Here is a 17,037-nt window from a genome sequence, read left to right on the forward strand (position 1 = left end):
GACCCACCTATAAGTACGACCGGCGCGGCCGTACTAGTACGACTGAACGGGACAGGGAGCGCGGTCCACACGGACGACCAGGCACGGACCGGGCGCGGACCGGGCGCAGTCCCGCTCCGGCTCCCCTACTCCTCTACTCCGCGCGTTCGCAGACGAAGATCGCCGTTCCCGGGATCAGGTTCCCCCGCAGCGGGGACCAGCCGCCCCACTCCTGCTCGTTCCACGCGGGCCACTCCGGCTCGACCAGGTCGACCAGACGGAACCCGCCGGCCACCACGTCCCGCACCCGGTCGCCGATCGTGCGGTGGTGCTCCACGTACACCGCCCGTCCTCCTTCGTCCTGCTCCACATAGGGGGTGCGGTCGAAATAGGAGGCGGCGACCGACAGGCCTTCGGGTCCGGGCTCGTCGGGGAACGCCCAGCGGATCGGGTGCGTCACCGAGAACACCCACCGGCCGCCGGGCCGCAGCACCCGCCGGACCTCGCGGAACACCTTCACCGGGTCGGCCACGAACGGCACCGCCCCGTACGCCGAGCACGCCAGGTCGAAGGCGCCGTCCCGGAACGGCAGCGCCCCCGCGTCGGCCTCCACCAGCGGCACCCCGCCACCGATCCGCAGCGCGTGCTGCAACTGCCGGTGCGAGAGGTCGAGGGCCACCGGCCGGGCCCCCGCCGCCGCCAGCCACCGCGAGCACTGCGCGGCGCCCGCGCCGATCTCCAGGACGTCCAGGCCCTTGAGCCCGGAGGCGGGCCCGAGCAGTCCGGCGTCCGCCTCGTCGAGCCCCTCGGGACCCCAGACGAAGCGGTCGTCGCCGAGGAACGCCCCGTGGTCGCTCTGGTACTCGTCGGCGTTCCTGTCCCACCAGCCCCGGTTCGCCCGACTGCTCTCCGTCTCCCCCGCGTCACGCCGGGTGGCCTCGCCCTCCTCCTCGGCCGGACCGGAGGGGACTTCGTGCTCGTACTCTTGGTTCATCTCGCCCGCCGATGTAGTTTGCGCTCAGTGCCGCTGTGCCCGGATCCCGCCGATGAGGCGTGGAAGGACTCGAGTTGGTGCCGGAGTTGAGGCGATCTGCCCCGGGTGCGCGCTTCGCGCATTGACCCTGTCCGGCCGCCCCCGTATGCTAAAGGTTGCGCTGCGGGCCTGCGCGCCTCAGACGGAGCAGGCCGCGCTCGCACCTGTTGTATGTCCCCTCGGTTTTCGAGGCGCCACCCGTCCGCGGGAAAGGTGTCTCATTGGCTGTCCGGCTTCTTGGTGCGATACGGGCTCTCGGCGTAGCAGTACCTACGACTTTCTGTCCGTAACCGGAGCCCTTTCCCACATGACGAGCAGCACCGAGACCACCGCCACCAGCACCACCCCGCAGGTTGCGGTCAACGACATCGGTAACGAGGAAGCCTTCCTCGCCGCGATCGACGAGACGATCAAGTACTTCAACGACGGCGACATCGTCGACGGCGTCATCGTGAAGGTCGACCGGGACGAGGTCCTGCTCGACATCGGTTACAAGACCGAAGGCGTCATCCCGAGCCGCGAACTCTCGATCAAGCACGATGTCGACCCGAACGAGGTCGTCAAGGTCGGCGACGAGATCGAGGCCCTGGTTCTCCAGAAGGAGGACAAGGAAGGCCGCCTGATCCTCTCGAAGAAGCGCGCCCAGTACGAGCGCGCCTGGGGCACCATCGAGAAGATCAAGGAAGAAGACGGCATCGTCACCGGTACCGTCATCGAGGTCGTCAAGGGTGGTCTCATCCTCGACATCGGCCTCCGCGGCTTCCTCCCGGCCTCCCTGGTCGAGATGCGTCGCGTCCGCGACCTCCAGCCCTACGTGGGCAAGGAGCTCGAGGCGAAGATCATCGAGCTGGACAAGAACCGCAACAACGTGGTCCTGTCCCGCCGCGCCTGGCTGGAGCAGACCCAGTCCGAGGTTCGCCAGACCTTCCTCACGACCCTCCAGAAGGGTCAGGTCCGCTCCGGCGTCGTGTCCTCGATCGTCAACTTCGGTGCCTTCGTGGACCTGGGTGGCGTCGACGGCCTCGTGCACGTCTCCGAGCTGTCCTGGAAGCACATCGACCACCCCTCCGAGGTTGTCGAGGTCGGCCAGGAGGTCACCGTCGAGGTTCTCGACGTCGACATGGACCGCGAGCGTGTCTCCCTGTCGCTGAAGGCGACGCAGGAGGACCCGTGGCAGCAGTTCGCCCGGACCCACCAGATCGGTCAGGTCGTCCCGGGTAAGGTCACCAAGCTGGTTCCGTTCGGTGCGTTCGTCCGCGTGGACGAGGGCATCGAGGGTCTGGTCCACATCTCCGAGCTGGCCGAGCGCCACGTGGAGATCCCGGAGCAGGTCGTCCAGGTCAACGACGAGATCTTCGTCAAGGTCATCGACATCGACCTCGAGCGTCGTCGCATCAGCCTCTCGCTGAAGCAGGCCAACGAGTCCTTCGGTGCCGACCCGGCCTCGGTCGAGTTCGACCCGACCCTGTACGGCATGGCCGCGTCCTACGACGACCAGGGCAACTACATCTACCCCGAGGGCTTCGACCCCGAGACCAACGACTGGCTCGAGGGCTTCGAGACCCAGCGCGAGGTGTGGGAGACCCAGTACGCCGAGGCGCAGTCCCGCTTCGAGCAGCACCAGGCTCAGGTCATCAAGTCCCGCGAGGCCGACGAGGCCGCCGCTGCCGAGGGCGCTGCCGCCCCGGCCGCCGGCAACGCCGGTGCGGGCATCTCGGGTGGTTCGTACTCCTCGGAGTCGGACGACACCTCCGGCGCCCTGGCGTCGGACGAGGCGCTCGCCGCCCTGCGCGAGAAGCTGGCCGGCGGCCAGAGCTGAACAGGCTCTCCGCTGAGCGCTAGCCGCTAGCGAACCGAGGCCCGTTCCCCTCCGGGGGAGCGGGCCTCGTTCTGTTTCCCGACTGACCGACTGACCGACTGACCGACTGACCGACTGACCGACCGGGCGTCCGCCCGCGCGCCCCGCCCTGTCGCCGCCCTACCCGGTCAGGGCGTGACGGGGATGTTCGTCAGTCCGTTCCCGCCGGTCACCGTGTTCGACGCGTAGACCGTGGTCGGACACGAGGCACTCCGGTTGGTGACGTTGATCGCGAGCCGCTGGGCCCCGGTCGCGCCCGCCAGATTCGAACGGTTGCCGCGGAACACGGTGCCGCAGCCCCAGCCGCTCTGCTGGGTGTGGGTCTCGTAGCCGTTGTTGGTCGTGTTCACCCCGGTGTTGTTCTCGACCAGGACGTTGTTGCCCTTCACGTCCACCCAGGAATCGTCGAAGTTGGCGCCGGTCAGCCCACGTCCGTCGAAGGCGTTGCCGACGATCCGCGCCCCGGTGGTCCCCTCCTTGATGTCGACGCCCTCGCCGCGCACGTCCGGACCGATGACGTTGTCGAGGATCTGCGCGTTGTCGCTGCGGTCGGTGAGGTCGTTGGCGGTCCCGACGTACACGCCCTCGCCCATGCCCCTGCCGTCGTTCCCCGTGTCGTAGATCCGCGAGTTCCTCAGGATCCCGTTCTTGCTGGACTTGCGGAAGTGGACCCCCTCCATGTCCAGTCCGTGCACGGTCACCCCGTCGATCACCACGCTCTCCGCGGTGTCGGCCATGATCCCCTTCTGGCCGCCGGTGATCGTGACGCCCCGCACGGTCCAGTACGAGGCGCCGTTCAGGTGCAGCCCGTAGCCGCCGCCCGCGGTCAGCACCGCGCGCGAGGAGCCGGTCAGGGTGATCCGCGCCGAAGCGGTGCCAGGGACCGTGGCCTTGAAGTTGCCGGTGTACGTGCCGTCCGCGAGTTTGATCGTGTCACCGGGACGGGCGGCGGCGAGGGCGGTCTTCAGCTGGGCTGCGGTCGCCACCTCGACGGTCGCCGCGGCGGCGGGGGTGCTGACGAGGGGGACGGCGAGGAGAGCGGGGAGCAGCGGGAGGAGCAGCGTTCGGGTGCGCATGGGGGATGCCTTCCGTGCCGGAGTGGGGGAGTGTTCCTGTATGTGCACGAGGGACGTGATGCTGAACGCGAAGCTGTCCCGAGACGGTAGGGAGCGGCATCTGGCGTGTCAAGGTCTGGACCAGTGGCCGGAGTTCGTACGACTCCTCGCGGGAAGACCGGGCGCCCCGGGAATGGGTGTGCCGTGCGTGGTGTTCCCAGAGAGAACACGAGGAGGAGCGGTAGCCGTGCTTGATCCCCAGGATTTGTACGAATGGGACGCGAAGGGCCTGGCGGTCGTCGACCTGGCCTTGGCGCAGGAGTCGGCCGGGCTGGTCATGCTGTACCACTTCGAGGGTTACATCGACGCGGGCGAGACCGGTGAGCAGATCGTCGAGCGGCTGCTCGACACCCTCCCGCACCAGCTCGTGGCCCGTTTCGACCACGACCGGCTCGTGGACTACCGGGCCCGGCGCCCCCTGCTCACCTTCCGGCGCGACCGGTGGACCGCGTACGAGACGCCGTCCATCGAGGTCCGGCTGGTCCAGGACGCCACCGGCGCTCCTTTCCTCGTCCTGTCCGGCCCCGAGCCGGACGTGGAGTGGGAGCGGTTCGCCGCCGCCGTCCGGCAGATCGTCGAGCGGCTCGGTGTGCGCCTCGCGGTGAACTTCCACGGCATCCCCATGGGCGTCCCGCACACCCGGCCCGTCGGACTGACCCCGCACGGCAACCGCACGGACCTCATGCCCGGCCACCGCAGCCCCTTCGACGAGGCGCAGGTGCCCGGCAGCGCCGAGTCGCTGGTCGAGTACCGGCTGACCGAGGCGGGGCACGACACCCTCGGGGTCGCCGCGCACGTCCCGCACTACGTGGCCCGCTCTCCTTATCCGGACGCGGCCCTGACCACCCTGGAGGCCGTCACCGCGGCCACCGGTCTGGTCCTGCCGAGTGTGGCCCACTCCCTGCGGACCGAGGCCCGCCGCACCCAGACCGAGATCGACCGGCAGATCGGCGAGGGCGACGAGGAACTGGTCGCGCTGGTCCAGGGCCTTGAGCACCAGTACGACGCGGCGGCCGGTGCGGACACCCGCGGCAGTCTGGTCGCCGAACCGGTCGACCTGCCGTCGGCGGACGAGCTGGGGCGCGAGTTCGAGCGCTTCCTCGCGGAGCGGGAGGGCGAGTCCTGACCCGCCGGAGCCGGGCCCTAGGCTGCCGCTCATGCTGAAGGTGGGCCTGACCGGCGGGATCGGCGCCGGCAAGAGCGAAGTGTCACGGCTGCTCGTCTCGTACGGGGCCGTGCTGATCGACGCGGACCGGATCGCCCGCGAGGTCGTCGAACCGGGGACCCCGGGGCTCGCGGCCGTCGTCGAGGCGTTCGGTGAGGACGTCCTGACCGCTGAGGGCACGCTCGACCGGCCGAAGCTGGGCTCCGTCGTCTTCGCCGACGCCGAACGCCTGGCCACGCTCAACGCCATCGTCCACCCCCTGGTCGGGGCCCGGTCGGCGGAGTTGGAGAGCCACGCGGGCGCCGGGGACGTCGTCGTCCACGACGTGCCGCTGCTCGCAGAGAACGGCCTGGCGCCGCTGTACGACCTGGTCGTGGTCGTGGACGCGTCCCCCGAGACCCAGCTGGACCGGCTCGTACGGCTCCGGGGCATGGCCGGGTCCGAGGCGCGCGCCCGGATGGCGGCCCAGGCCACCCGCGCGGCGCGGCTCGCGGTGGCGGACGTGGTGATCGACAACGACGGTCCGCTCGACGCGCTCGCACCGCGGGTCCGGAAGCTCTGGGAGGATCTGGCGCTCCGGGCCGCCGACCGCGCGTAGGCGCCCTCGGCGGCGACGGTCGCGGAATGCGGGTGCCGGGTCCGGTGTTCAACCACCGGATCGAGGGGAAGGATGCCATGGTGGCCGACAGAAATCCGGAAACGCACGTCATCGACTTCCGTGCCGCAGAACACCTGCTGGCCGCGCGCGACCCCCGTGGCGCGGTCAAGCTGCTGGACTCGGTGATCGCCGCCCATCCCGAGAACACGGCGGCACGTCTGCTGCGCGCCCGCGCGTTCTTCGCCGCCGCGCAGCTGCGTCCCGCGCAACTGGAGTTCGAGCTCGTCCTGGAGCGCGAACCGGACAACGCCTTCGCGCACTTCGCACTCGCCCGGACCTTCGAGCGGTCCGGCCTCACCGACCGGGCCACCCGGCACTTCCGTCTCGCGGCGGCACTCGACCCGAAGCCGGAGTACCTCCGTGCGGCAGGCTTCGACACGGAGCAGTAGCCGGACCCGGAACGATGTCCGCGACCACGGCGAGGGCCGAAGACGGGACGGCGACGGCTTCGGGAGCGGCGGCCGGACGGACCACCGTGCCCCGCCCCACAGGAGTGCCCGTACGCCTGTGCGGGACGCGGGCCGGAGCGGCGGCCGGACACCCGGCCCCGGGCGGCCGCCCGCACCGGACGGAGCGCGGGCCGGGAACTCAGCGCCCCCCGGTCCCGTCGCCGTGATCCGGTTCGTACGGAGGAACGGTCCGGTCCGGCTGCCAGTGGGCGCCCTGGTGGATGTGGCGCACCACCCGCGTCAGGTCCACCAGGACCACCAGGACCAGCACACCGCAGGCCGCCGCCCAGCCGGGGCTGCCGAGCAGCGCGAACACGGCCGTGCCGAAGGCGGCCCACACCAGCCCCCACAGACTCAGCCAGAACCGCAGGCGCAGCGCGCTGCGCGCGTTCACCGGCTCGTTTCCGCTGCGCATGACGGCCACCGTCTCCCGTGGGGTCCTCCCGGGGCACTTCCCAGGATGGACCCGGGGAGACGGAAAGGGAACCGGCGGCCGGACCGGGGCGGGGCGTCCCGGGGAGCGTCAGTGGATGATGCGGTAGCTGCGCCACGGCAGGGTGCCCGGCGGGGTCAGGTTGCTGCTGCTGGTCGGGACGTACACGGAGTGCTTGCCACGGCAGTCGCGTGTCGTGTACATCACGAAGTCGACCAGGGTGTCGTTCCTGATGTGGGTCACCCCGCTCGGCGCCAGCCGGTGGCAGCCCTTCACCGGAGGGCTCGTCACCCGCAGCGACACCTGCCGCTGCGTCTCGTACGAGAGCGTGCCCACGGCCGTACGGCCCAGGCCCGAGCACCCCGCCACGGCGAGGGCGAGCAGCACGGCCCCGGTGGCGGTCGTGAGACGCCGGCGAACGGACATGGCGGAACCTCTTCTGTCGTGGTCGTTGCGCTGCTCGTCACCCTCGCCGCTCCCGGCCCCCCTGTCATCCGGGGCTGGGCCGCCCGGGGGAACGGGCGCGGCGTCCGTTGTCAGACCCCACCCGTAAGGTCGGAGGTCCGGTCGGAGATCCGTCCCGAGGATGTCCGGCACACGATCGCACCCGTCCGGTGGGAAGGAGCGGAGCAGTGACACCGAGCCTGGTCGGCAGCGCCGCCGTCTTCCTGCCCGCCGCCCTGCCCCGCGAGGGCCGGGTCGCCTTCTGGCGCCCCGACGGCGCCCCCCTGCCCGACCCCGCGGGCGACGGCGCCGAGCGGGTCGGGCTGACCGTCGCCCGGCTGCACGGCAGCGGCACCCGCAGGCGTACGGTGCCCGCGCTGGCCCTCCCCGTCGACGCCGCCCTGCCCCACCTGGTGGCCGCCCGCCACCACCCGGCTGCCCACCCCGCCGCCGCGGGCTGGGGCGCCGCCGCGCTGCACGCCCTGCACCTGACGGCCCGGGGCCGACTGCTGCCGGGGCTCACCTCGGAGGACCTGGACGCCTGGCGGGCCGGGCCCCTGGACGCCGACGACATCGCCCATCTGCGGGCCGTCGCCGCCGCCCTGCCCTACGAGGCGCACGCCGTGCCCGTCCCCGGTCCGGGACCGCTGCGGCTGCCCGACCCCGAAGCCCTGGTGCGGGCCTTCCTCGACGCGGTCGCCGACACCCTGCCCCGCTCCCCGGCCGCCGCCCACGCCGTCGGGGCCCCGTTCGCGGCCCGCGCACCCCAGCACCTGCCCCGCGCGCGTGCCTGGGCCGCCGAGGCGGCGGCCGGAATGGACGCGGGCGTCCGCGTCTCGCTCCGCCTCGACCTGTCGGCGTCCGACCTCTTCGACGCGGACGCCGGAACCCCCGAGCCGGACGTGCCGCCCGGTGAACGGCACGCGGCGGGCGCGCTCCTCCAGATCCACAGCCTCGCCGACCCCACCCTCGTCATCGACGCCGCCGCCCTGTGGGCCGGGGACGGCGAGCACTTCGGCCCCCGTGCCCGCGTCGACGCCGTCCTCGCCCTGCGCCGGGCGGCCCGGGTCTGGCCCCCGCTCACCCGGCTCCTGGAACGGGAGGTGCCCGACGTCCTCGCCGTCACCGAGGACGAGCTGTACGAACTGCTCGGGCCCGCCGCGGCCCGCCTCGCCGACGCCGGGGTCGCCGTCCACTGGCCGCGCGAACTGGCCCGCTCGCTCAGCGCCTCCGCCGTCGTCCGCCCCGCCCACTCGGCCCCCGGCTCCGCGACCGACGGCACCTCCTTCTTCGACACCGGGGAACTGCTCCGGTTCAACTGGCAGCTCGCCCTCGACGGCGACCCGCTCACCGAGCGCGAGATGGACCTGCTGGCCGAGGCGCACCGGCCCGTCGTACGCCTCCGCGACCAGTGGGTCGTCGTCGACCCCGCCCTCGTCCGCAAGGCGCGCAAGCGGGAGCTCGGTCTGCTCGAACCGGTCGACGCCCTCGCCGCCGCCCTCACCGGCAGCGCAGAGGTGGACGGCGAGACCGTGCCCGCCGTGCCGGTCGGCGCGCTCGCCGCGCTCCGGGACCGGCTGCTCGCGGGGCCCGAGGACGTACCGGCCCCGCCCGGTCTGACCGCCACCCTCCGCGACTACCAGCTGCGCGGCCTCGCCTGGCTCGACCTGATGACCTCCCTGGGCCTCGGCGGCTGCCTCGCCGACGACATGGGCCTCGGCAAGACCGTCACCCTCATCGCCCTCCATCTGCGCCGCGCCCGCAGCGCCCCCACCCTCGTCGTCTGCCCCGCCTCCCTGCTGGGCAACTGGCAGCGGGAGGTCGGCAGGTTCGCCCCCGGCGTGCCCGTGCGCCGCTTCCACGGCGCGGAGCGCGACCTGGGAGGCGCCGACGGAGGCATCGTCCTCACCACCTACGGCACCCTGCGCACCAACGCCGCCGAACTCGCCGCGCACCAGTGGGGGATGGTCGTCGCCGACGAGGCCCAGCACGTCAAGAACCCGTTCTCCGCGACCGCGCGGGCGCTGCGCGAGATCCCCGCGCCCGCCCGGGTCGCCCTCACCGGCACCCCCGTCGAGAACAACCTCTCCGAGCTGTGGGCGCTCCTCGACTGGACCACCCCCGGTCTCCTCGGTTCCCTCAAGGCCTTCCGCTCGCGCCACGCCCGCGCCGTCGAGAACAACGAGGAGATCGAGCACGCCGAGGCCGTCGAGCGGCTCGCCCGGCTCGTCCGGCCCTTCCTGCTGCGCCGCCGCAAGTCCGACCCCGGCATCGTCCCCGAGCTGCCGCCCAAGACGGAGTCCGACCACCCCGTCTCCCTCACCCGGGAGCAGGCATCGCTGTACGAGGCGGTCGTCCGGGAGACCATGGGGCGGATCGAGGAGGCGGAGGGCATGGCCCGGCGCGGCCTCGTCATGAAGCTGCTGACCTCCCTCAAGCAGATCTGCAACCACCCCGCGCAGTACCTCAAGGAGGAGGCGCCGCGCGGCAGCGGCACCGCACGGCTCGCCGGACGCTCCGGAAAGCTCGCGCTGCTCGACGAACTCCTCGACACGATCCTCGCCGAGGACGGATCGGTCCTCGTCTTCACCCAGTACGTGTCGATGGCGCGGCTGCTCGCCGACCATCTGGCCGCGCGCGGCATCACCGCCCAACTCCTGCACGGCGGCACACCGGTGGCCGAGCGGGAGCGGATGGTCGACCGCTTCCAGGACGGCGAGGTGCCCGTCTTCCTGCTCTCCCTGAAGGCGGCGGGCACCGGCCTCAACCTGACCCGGGCCGGGCATGTGGTGCACTACGACCGCTGGTGGAACCCGGCCGTGGAGGAGCAGGCCACGGACCGCGCCTACCGCATCGGCCAGACCCAGCCGGTGCAGGTCCACCGGCTCGTCGCCGAAGGCACCGTCGAGGACCGCATCGCCGAGATGCTGCGCTCCAAGCGGGCCCTCGCCGACGCCGTCCTCGGCACCGGCGAGGCCGCCCTCACCGAACTGACCGACCGGGAGCTGGCCGACCTGGTGTCCCTGAGGAGAGCCTCGTGAACAGCGCACGCGCCGCGCGCGGAGCGGTGCCCCGCCACGACGACCGCCGCCGCTCCTTCCCGCAGGTCGCGCCCCGCGAAGCCCCCGACGGCCGGTTCGCCGCCACCTGGTGGGGGAACGCATGGGTGGACGCCCTGGAGGACAGCGCCCTCGACCCGGCACGGCTGGCCCGGGGCAAGGCCTACGCACGCCGGGGCAACGTCGACGCGATCACCGTCACCCCCGGCCGGGTCGCCGCGTACGTCCACGGCAGCCGAACCCGCCCCTACCGCACCGAGATCAGGATGCGGACCCTCCGCGACGAGGGCTGGGAACGGTTCCTCGACGAGGCCACCGCCCGCCCCGAGCACATCGCCGCCCTGCTCGACAAGGACGTGCCGCACGCCCTGGAAGCGGTCACCGGACTGCTCCCCGCGCCGGGCGACCTCCTCCCGGACTGCTCCTGCCCGGACGACGGTCACCCCTGCAAGCACGCCGCCGCCCTCTGCTACCAGGCGGCCCGGCTGCTCGACGAGGACCCCTTCGTCCTCTTCCTGATGCGCGGCCGGGGCGAACAGGAACTCCTCGCCGAACTCACCCGGCGCAACGCGGCCAGGTCCGCCGCCGAGACCACCGCCGCGGCGCCCTCCATGCCCACCGTCCCGGCCCGCGCCGTGCTCGCCGCGACCGGGCCCCTGCCCTCGCTGCCCCCGCCGCTGCCGGTCCCCGACCGGCCGGGCCGCCCCGTGGTGTTCCCGCCCGACCCCGCCGCCCCCGACCCGCTCTCCCTGGACCTCCTCGCCTCCGAAGCGGCCGTCCGCGCCCACACGTTCCTCACCACGGGGCACGACCCGGTCGCCGCCCTCACCCCCTGGCAGGACGCCGTCCGGCTGGCCGCCGCGCACCCCGGCTCCGGGCTCACCGCCTCCACCCGGGCGCTCTACCGCGACCTGGCGCAGGCGCTCGGCCGCACTCCGACGGACCTCGCGCGGGCGGTCGCCGCCTGGCGGCAGGGCGGCGCCGCCGGTCTCGCCGTACTGGAGGAGCCCTGGGACCCGCCCGCAGGCCCGTTCGACCGGGCCAGACCCGCGCTGATCGCCGCCGACCTTCCCGCGTTCCGCCCCTGGCGCAACCGGCTCTCCACCCGCTCCCTCCAGCTCCGGCTCGGCCGGGACGGGCTCTGGTACGGGTACGAGTCGGACGCCGACCGCGAGGACTGGTGGCCGCGCGGCGCCCCCGATCCGGACCCGGTCGGCACCCTCACCGGCCTCCTCGGCCGCTGACACGACACTCGAACGCCGCTCCACTCGATGGAGTGAAACCCTCCAACGGGCGGATCCGGCGCATACGTTTGTCGCGTTGATTCCGGTACGGGCATTCGCCCGTGCACAACTCCGGAAGGCAGGAAGCCATGAGGCAGATTCGCCGAAGTGGTCTGGCCACACTGTTGGTCACGGGTGGGGCGCTCGCGCTCTCCGCCGGCGCCGCACACGCGGACGCCGGCGCACAGGGCGCCGCGGTCGGTTCACCGGGCGTCGGCTCCGGCAACACGGTTCAGCTGCCGGTGCACGTGCCGGTCAACGTCTGCGGGAACACGGTCAGTGTCGTCGGGCTGCTCAATCCGGCCTTCGGCAACACCTGTGCCAACCGCTCCACCCAGCCCGAGCCCGAGGGCTACGGCTCCGAGGGCGGCGGCCGGACCCACAAGGACCTGCCGGGCACCCCGCGCGGCGGCGAGCAGGCGGGCGGCTCCCACGGCGGCTCCTCCAACGGCGGCGGTGCCACGGCCGAGAGCCACGCCGCCGGTTCCCCGGGCATCATCTCGGGGAACGGCCTCCAACTGCCCGTCGACCTCCCCGTGAACCTCAGCGGGAACTCGGTCAGCGTGGTCGGGCTGCTCAACCCGGTCTTCGGCAACACCTCGGTCAACGGTCCGGGCAAGCCCCAGCAGCCGATCGAGAAGCCGACCCCGCGCCCGAAGCCCCCCGTCGTGCCGAACGTGCCGGTTCCGCAGACGGAGTCCAAGCCGCCCGCCCCGGTGCCCGCGCCCGCGCCGCAGGGTGGGTCCGGCTCCGCCGCGCTGGCCTCCACCGGCTCGGACGCCATGGGCTACGCCGCGTCCGCCAGCGCCGCGCTGCTGCTCGGCGGGGCCCTGCTGTACCGTCGCGCGCGCCGCGCGGGAGACGGGGCCTGAGGTCCCGTCCACGCGGCCCGGCCGACACGGGCTGACGCCCGAGCCGTCAGCCGTGCCCCCGGCCGGGGGCGTAACCGCCGCCGCGACGCCAGGCCCGGAGCACCGCCTCGATGGCGGGGGCGACCCTCGTCCGGGCCTGGTGCCGAGGAACTCCTCGCATCAGCAGGCTGTCGTACGGCGTGTCCACATGCCGTACGGAGGCCCGTACCGCGGCGCTGACGGCGCCCCGGTCGAGCGAGCGGCCGGCCGCCGTGCGCCCCACCCGTCCACTGCCCTTCGCCGAGGCGTGGACGGCGATCTCCGTGGCCCGGTCCGCCGGGCAGGACGGGAAGAGCCGCAGGATCTCCGCCCGGAGGGTCTCGGTGACCCCGGCGTCGAGCGCGGCGCGGCGCACCGCGTCCCGGGCCCGCCGCCGGGAGCGCGCCTCCGCGTCCGCCAGGCAGGACCGCTCCGCCTCGGCGAGCGCCGTCTCCTCGACGAGCAGGCCCTGCCGTTCGTACCGGGTGCGGCGCCGGTTGTGCCGTACGACGACGGCCCACAGTTCGCTGTTCTCACGGGCCCGGCGGGTGAGCGCCGTGTCGCCCCGCCGCAGGAAGACCAGATGTCCGAGGTCGGCGCAGTGGAGACAGACCGGGGCGTCGAACTCGACGATCATCCGTTCCAGCGGTCCTTGTCGGCACTCCGAGCAGCGACGGCGCCTGAGCGGCTCGACGACGACCGGCGCGACCAGGTCCACGGGCACCCCCTCGTCAGCGGACGCCGGGAGCGGCGGCGGTGATGAACCGGGCCAGCGCCTGCTTCGCCCGGTCCGAGCGGTGGGTCCGGTCCTCGAAGCCCACCGCCTCGTGCAAACAGTGGGTCTCCTCGAAGGCGGCCTCGGCCAGACGCCGGGTCTCGGAGTCGTCGCACACCAGTTGGACCCGGAAGAGGGCCTGGCGGGCGGCGGTGCGCTGTCGGTAGGAGGCGTACCGGGACTCCTCGGCCTCCTCCGAGCCGGGTTCCTCGGCGGCCCGGAACCAGCGGTCGTTCTGGCTGTGCCGGTAGTCGACGACCGCACCGGCGAAGGCGCTGTAGGTCGCGATCCGTTCCTGCCGGAGCTGTTCGGTACGGGCGAGGGCGGCCGTGCGTTCGGTGGCCCGCCCCTGGAACCAGTGGGTGAAGACAACGCCCAACAGGGTTCCCGCCACGGCTATCAGCGCCACATCCACGACCGGCCGCCCTCCCGTTCTCCTCGGCCTTCCCGACCCCCAGATCATGACAGCCGGGAGGCGCGGACGTCACTGCCGGTAGCTGCTGAGGAAACGCCCGATGCGGCTGATCGCGGCGTCGAGGTCGTCGGCGTACGGCAGGGTCAGGATGCGGAAGTGGTCGGGTCGCGGCCAGTTGAAGCCGGTCCCCTGGACGACCTGGATCTTCTCGCGCAGCAGCAGGTCGAGGACGAACCTCTCGTCGTCGTGGATCTTGTGCACGGCGGGGTCGAGGCGCGGGAACGCGTAGAGCGCGCCCTTCGGCTTCACGCAGGAGACGCCGGGGATCTCGTTGAGCTTCTCCCAGGCCCGGTCGCGCTGTTCGCGCAGCCTGCCGCCGGGGGCGGTCAGCTCGTGGATGGACTGCCGTCCGCCGAGGGCCGCCTGGATGGCGTACTGGGCGGGGGCGTTGGGGCAGAGACGCATGGAGGCGAGCATGGTCAGGCCCTCCAGATAGCTCCGGGCGTGTTGGCGCGGACCGGTGACGACCAGCCAGCCGGAACGGAAGCCCGCCACCCGGTAGGTCTTGGAGAGACCGCCGAAGGTGAGGACGACCAGGTCGGGGGCGAGGGACGCGGCCGGGTGGTGGACGGCCTCGTCGTAGACGATCTGGTCGTAGATCTCGTCGGCGAAGACCATCAGGCCGTGGCGGCGGGCCAGGTCGAGGACACCTTCGACGATCTCCTTCGGATAGACCGCGCCGGTGGGGTTGTTGGGGTTGATGAGGACGACGGCACGGGTGCGGTCGGTGATCTTCGACGCCATGTCGTCGAGGTCCGGGTTCCAGTCGGACGACTCGTCGCAGAGGTAGTGCACCGCCTTGCCGCCCGCGAGGGTGGTGACCGCCGTCCACAGCGGGAAGTCGGGGGCGGGGATCAGGACTTCGTCGCCGTCCTCCAGGAGCGCCTGCACGGCCATGGAGACCAGCTCCGACACGCCGTTGCCGAGGAACACGTCGTCGACGTCGACCTCGGGCAGGCCCATCGCCTGATAGCGCTGGGCCACGGCGCGGCGGGCGGAGAGGATGCCCCGGGAATCGGTGTAGCCATGGGCCTTGGGGAGCATCCGGATCATGTCCTGGACGATCTCCTCCGGCGCCTCGAAGCCGAAGAGCGCGGGATTGCCGGTGTTGAGGCGCAGGACGCTGTGGCCCGCCTCCTCCAGGGCGTTGGCGTGTTCGATGACCGGCCCGCGGATCTCGTAACAGACCTCGTTCAGCTTGCTCGACTGCCGGAACTCCATGTCCGACCTCCCCTGGTCCCCGGAATCAGTGTTGCTTGGTTTTACCAAGTTCAAGCTTGGAAAGTCCAACAACATGTCTAGACTGCGCCGTATGCCACGTCAGCCACGCCGCCGCAGCTACGACCAGCACTGCGCCGCAGCGCGCGCCCTCGACCTCGTCGGCGACCGCTGGACCCTGCTCGTCGTCCGCGAACTCCTCGCGGGGCCGCGCCGCTACACCGACCTCCACGCCGACCTCCCCGGAGTCAGCACCGACATGCTGGCCGGGCGCCTGAAGGACATGGAGTCCGCCGGTCTGGTCACCCGCCGCCGACTGCCCCCGCCCGCCTCGGCGTCCGTCTACGAACTCACCGCGCGCGGCCGTGAACTGCTGCCCGTCCTGCGCGCGCTCGCCGCCTGGGGGGCGCCGGACCTGGGCGAACCCCGGCCCACCGACGCGGTCCGCGCGCACTGGTACGCGATCCCGCTGCTCGGCGAACTCGCCGGACTCGGCGCGGGAGTCGTCCAGGTGACCCTGGACGAGGGCGAGTTCCACGTACGAGTGGGGGCGGACGGTGGTGTGGCGTACGGGGACGGGGCGGCGGAGGCTCCCGACGCGTGCCTGCGGACGGACACGGCGACCTGCCGGGCCCTCGCGGCCGGTGAACTGACCCTCGCCGAGGCGGTCGCCTCCGGACGGGCGGTGCTGGACGGCCTGCCGGAGGCCGTGGCGACCCGCCGCTGACCGTCCCCTCTCGCCGCCGCCCGGCCGTCCCCCGGGAGCGTCCGGAAGCGCCCCCTTCCCGCAGTGGGACCCAGTGGATGTCGGACGGTTTCCCGGGGGGCGGACGGGGCGGCTGGTTCCTGACCTCGGCCTGGATGCGGTCCGGGTGTCCAGGCCGGCGAGCCGCTCACGGGCGATCTCCAGGTCCTGTCCGGAGGGCGTCACCACGGACGGGTCCTCGGCGAGGCGGTGCGGGAAGGCCGATGTCCGTGCCCGCGCCGGTGGTGCCGAGAGCCCGGGTGGCCGTGGTGATGTCTTGGTTCGTGGTCTCTGTGGTCTCTGTGGTGTTCGTCGTGTCCGTGAATCCGATGGCCGAACAGTGACCCCAGTGACAAGGTCGAGCGGTGACGTGACGACGTGGCGGACGGCCCCGGCCCGCCCCTCCCGGCCGCGTGCGAACGCGTGGACGCCTCCGGGCTTTGCCGCAGACGGCTCACGGCGGTCCGCGAGGTCCGCGAAATGCTGAAGTACGAGCCCCGCCCGGACGGGACGACGACGGTCCGGCGGCGGGGCGTCGGGGAGGGCGGGACGAGGACGGCCGCCGGGCCGGTGGAACGAACGGAAGGCGATGCGTGCGGTGAGCGGGACACGGTACGAGGCGATCACCTGGGAACGGCTGGCGGGAGCGCTCGCCGGGCACCTCGACGCCTCCGCGACGCCCCCCGGGCCGGACCGGGACGGTACCTGGCTCAGGGTCGGTCTCGACGGACCGCCCGCCGCACCCGGCGCGGCACTGGCCGGACTGCTCGCCGAGGAACTCCGGGCGCGCGGACGCCCGGTCCATGTCGTCGGGACCTCGGGCTTCCTGCGGCCCGCGTCCCTGCGGTACGAGTACGGGAAGCGCGACCCCGACACGTACTACGAGGGATGGACGGACACCGGAGCCCTGTGGCGCGAGGTCATCGGCCCGCTCGACCCCGGCGGCACCGGGCGGGTGCTGCCCGATCTGTGGGACCCGGTGCGGGACCGGGCGACCCGCAGCCCGTACGTGACGCTGCCGCCGGGCGGGGTCCTCGTCCTGCACGGCCCCTTCCTGCTCGGTCACTGGTTCCCCTTCGACCTCAGCGTCCACCTGCGCCTCTCGCCCGGGGCCCTCGCCCGCCGCACCGAGGAGCCCTGGACCCTGCCCGCCTTCGCCCGCTACGAGACGGAGGTCGACCCGACCGCGACTGCCGATGTCGTCGTCCGCAGCGACGACCCGCGCCACCCGGCGTGGACGGGCCTGGCGGGGTAGCGGAGCCCGCCGCCCGGACGGACGTACGGGTCTCCCGATACGGGTCTTCCGATACGGATCTCCCGATACGGGTCGACGAGTACGGGTCGAGAGTACGAGCCGATGGCCATGGGCCCGGGGCCCGCGAGTGCGGGCAGGCGGCCACGGGCACACCCGGGTCCGTCCGCCCGGACGGCTTTCCGTGCGGGCCCGCACGCCCGCCT

General features: G+C 72.8%; 16 protein-coding genes. 9 read left to right on the forward strand and 7 right to left on the reverse strand.

Going from position 1 to position 17,037, the window contains the following annotated elements; all coding sequences use genetic code 11:
• Nucleotides 1-133: 133 nt before the first annotated feature.
• The gene (locus ACIO92_RS08435) at nt 134-973 is read right to left on the reverse strand and encodes a class I SAM-dependent methyltransferase (RefSeq protein WP_366442977.1); all 840 of its coding nucleotides are present in this window, start codon (nt 971-973) and stop codon (nt 134-136) included.
• 346 nt (nt 974-1,319) lie between these two features.
• Here ACIO92_RS08435 and rpsA point away from each other — a divergent pair, with 346 nt between their 5' ends.
• Nucleotides 1,320-2,831, forward strand: a complete 1,512-nt coding sequence (gene rpsA, locus ACIO92_RS08440) for a 30S ribosomal protein S1 (protein ID WP_351779064.1) — start codon at nt 1,320-1,322, stop codon at nt 2,829-2,831.
• Nucleotides 2,832-2,998: 167 nt separating this feature from the next.
• Here rpsA and ACIO92_RS08445 read toward each other — a convergent pair whose 3' ends face one another.
• On the reverse strand, nt 2,999-3,946 hold the full coding sequence (locus tag ACIO92_RS08445) for a right-handed parallel beta-helix repeat-containing protein (protein ID WP_402279309.1): 948 nt from the start codon (nt 3,944-3,946) through the stop codon (nt 2,999-3,001).
• 226 nt (nt 3,947-4,172) lie between these two features.
• Here ACIO92_RS08445 and ACIO92_RS08450 point away from each other — a divergent pair, with 226 nt between their 5' ends.
• From ACIO92_RS08450 to ACIO92_RS08460, 3 genes are all read left to right on the forward strand, one after another.
• Complete coding sequence (locus tag ACIO92_RS08450) at nt 4,173-5,111, forward strand: PAC2 family protein (RefSeq protein WP_366442979.1); 939 nt, start codon at nt 4,173-4,175, stop codon at nt 5,109-5,111.
• 31 nt (nt 5,112-5,142) lie between these two features.
• Nucleotides 5,143-5,748 (forward strand): dephospho-CoA kinase, encoded by a 606-nt coding sequence (gene coaE, locus ACIO92_RS08455; RefSeq protein WP_366442980.1) that lies wholly within the window; start codon nt 5,143-5,145, stop codon nt 5,746-5,748.
• Between the two features lie 80 nt (nt 5,749-5,828).
• Nucleotides 5,829-6,197, forward strand: a complete 369-nt coding sequence (locus ACIO92_RS08460; RefSeq protein ID WP_366442981.1) for a tetratricopeptide repeat protein — start codon at nt 5,829-5,831, stop codon at nt 6,195-6,197.
• Between the two features lie 199 nt (nt 6,198-6,396).
• Here ACIO92_RS08460 and ACIO92_RS08465 read toward each other — a convergent pair whose 3' ends face one another.
• A complete protein-coding gene (locus ACIO92_RS08465; RefSeq protein WP_402058273.1) occupies nt 6,397-6,672 on the reverse strand; it encodes a DUF6343 family protein in 276 nt (91 codons plus the stop codon).
• Between the two features lie 108 nt (nt 6,673-6,780).
• Nucleotides 6,781-7,116 carry a hypothetical protein gene (locus ACIO92_RS08470; RefSeq protein WP_366442983.1) on the reverse strand — a complete coding sequence of 112 codons (336 nt, stop codon included), beginning with the start codon at nt 7,114-7,116 and terminating at the stop codon, nt 6,781-6,783.
• Between the two features lie 206 nt (nt 7,117-7,322).
• Between ACIO92_RS08470 and ACIO92_RS08475 the strand changes: the two genes are divergently transcribed.
• The 3 genes from ACIO92_RS08475 to ACIO92_RS08485 all read left to right on the forward strand — a co-directional run bounded on the left by ACIO92_RS08475 (nt 7,323) and on the right by ACIO92_RS08485 (nt 12,348).
• Entirely contained in the window at nt 7,323-10,175 is a 2,853-nt protein-coding gene (locus ACIO92_RS08475) for a DEAD/DEAH box helicase (RefSeq protein ID WP_402279302.1), read from the forward strand.
• On the forward strand, nt 10,172-11,437 hold the full coding sequence (locus ACIO92_RS08480; protein ID WP_402279299.1) for an SWIM zinc finger family protein: 1,266 nt from the start codon (nt 10,172-10,174) through the stop codon (nt 11,435-11,437). Before ACIO92_RS08475 ends, ACIO92_RS08480 begins: the two co-directional genes overlap by 4 nt.
• Nucleotides 11,438-11,565: 128 nt before the next feature.
• Nucleotides 11,566-12,348 carry a chaplin gene (locus tag ACIO92_RS08485; protein ID WP_402279296.1) on the forward strand — a complete coding sequence of 261 codons (783 nt, stop codon included), beginning with the start codon at nt 11,566-11,568 and terminating at the stop codon, nt 12,346-12,348.
• Between the two features lie 46 nt (nt 12,349-12,394).
• Here ACIO92_RS08485 and ACIO92_RS08490 read toward each other — a convergent pair whose 3' ends face one another.
• The 3 genes from ACIO92_RS08490 to ACIO92_RS08500 form a co-directional block, all read right to left on the reverse strand.
• On the reverse strand, nt 12,395-13,084 hold the full coding sequence (locus ACIO92_RS08490) for a DUF2293 domain-containing protein (protein ID WP_366442987.1): 690 nt from the start codon (nt 13,082-13,084) through the stop codon (nt 12,395-12,397).
• A 13-nt stretch (nt 13,085-13,097) separates the two neighbouring features.
• Nucleotides 13,098-13,556, reverse strand: coding sequence for a hypothetical protein (locus tag ACIO92_RS08495; protein WP_366442988.1), 459 nt, complete (start codon nt 13,554-13,556; stop codon nt 13,098-13,100).
• Between the two features lie 69 nt (nt 13,557-13,625).
• Nucleotides 13,626-14,837: a pyridoxal phosphate-dependent aminotransferase gene (locus tag ACIO92_RS08500; protein WP_366442989.1), complete on the reverse strand. Its 1,212-nt coding sequence runs from the start codon at nt 14,835-14,837 to the stop codon at nt 13,626-13,628.
• Between the two features lie 91 nt (nt 14,838-14,928).
• On the opposite strand from ACIO92_RS08500, the gene ACIO92_RS08505 reads away from it, so the two are divergent.
• On the forward strand, nt 14,929-15,561 hold the full coding sequence (locus ACIO92_RS08505) for a winged helix-turn-helix transcriptional regulator (protein WP_402279291.1): 633 nt from the start codon (nt 14,929-14,931) through the stop codon (nt 15,559-15,561).
• Nucleotides 15,562-16,168: 607 nt separating this feature from the next.
• Nucleotides 16,169-16,834 (forward strand): uridine kinase, encoded by a 666-nt coding sequence (locus ACIO92_RS08510; RefSeq protein ID WP_401235664.1) that lies wholly within the window; start codon nt 16,169-16,171, stop codon nt 16,832-16,834.
• Nucleotides 16,835-17,037: the final 203 nt, after the last annotated feature.

The organism is Streptomyces sp. NPDC087215 (assembly GCF_044744885.1).
Lineage (GTDB): Bacteria > Actinomycetota > Actinomycetes > Streptomycetales > Streptomycetaceae > Streptomyces.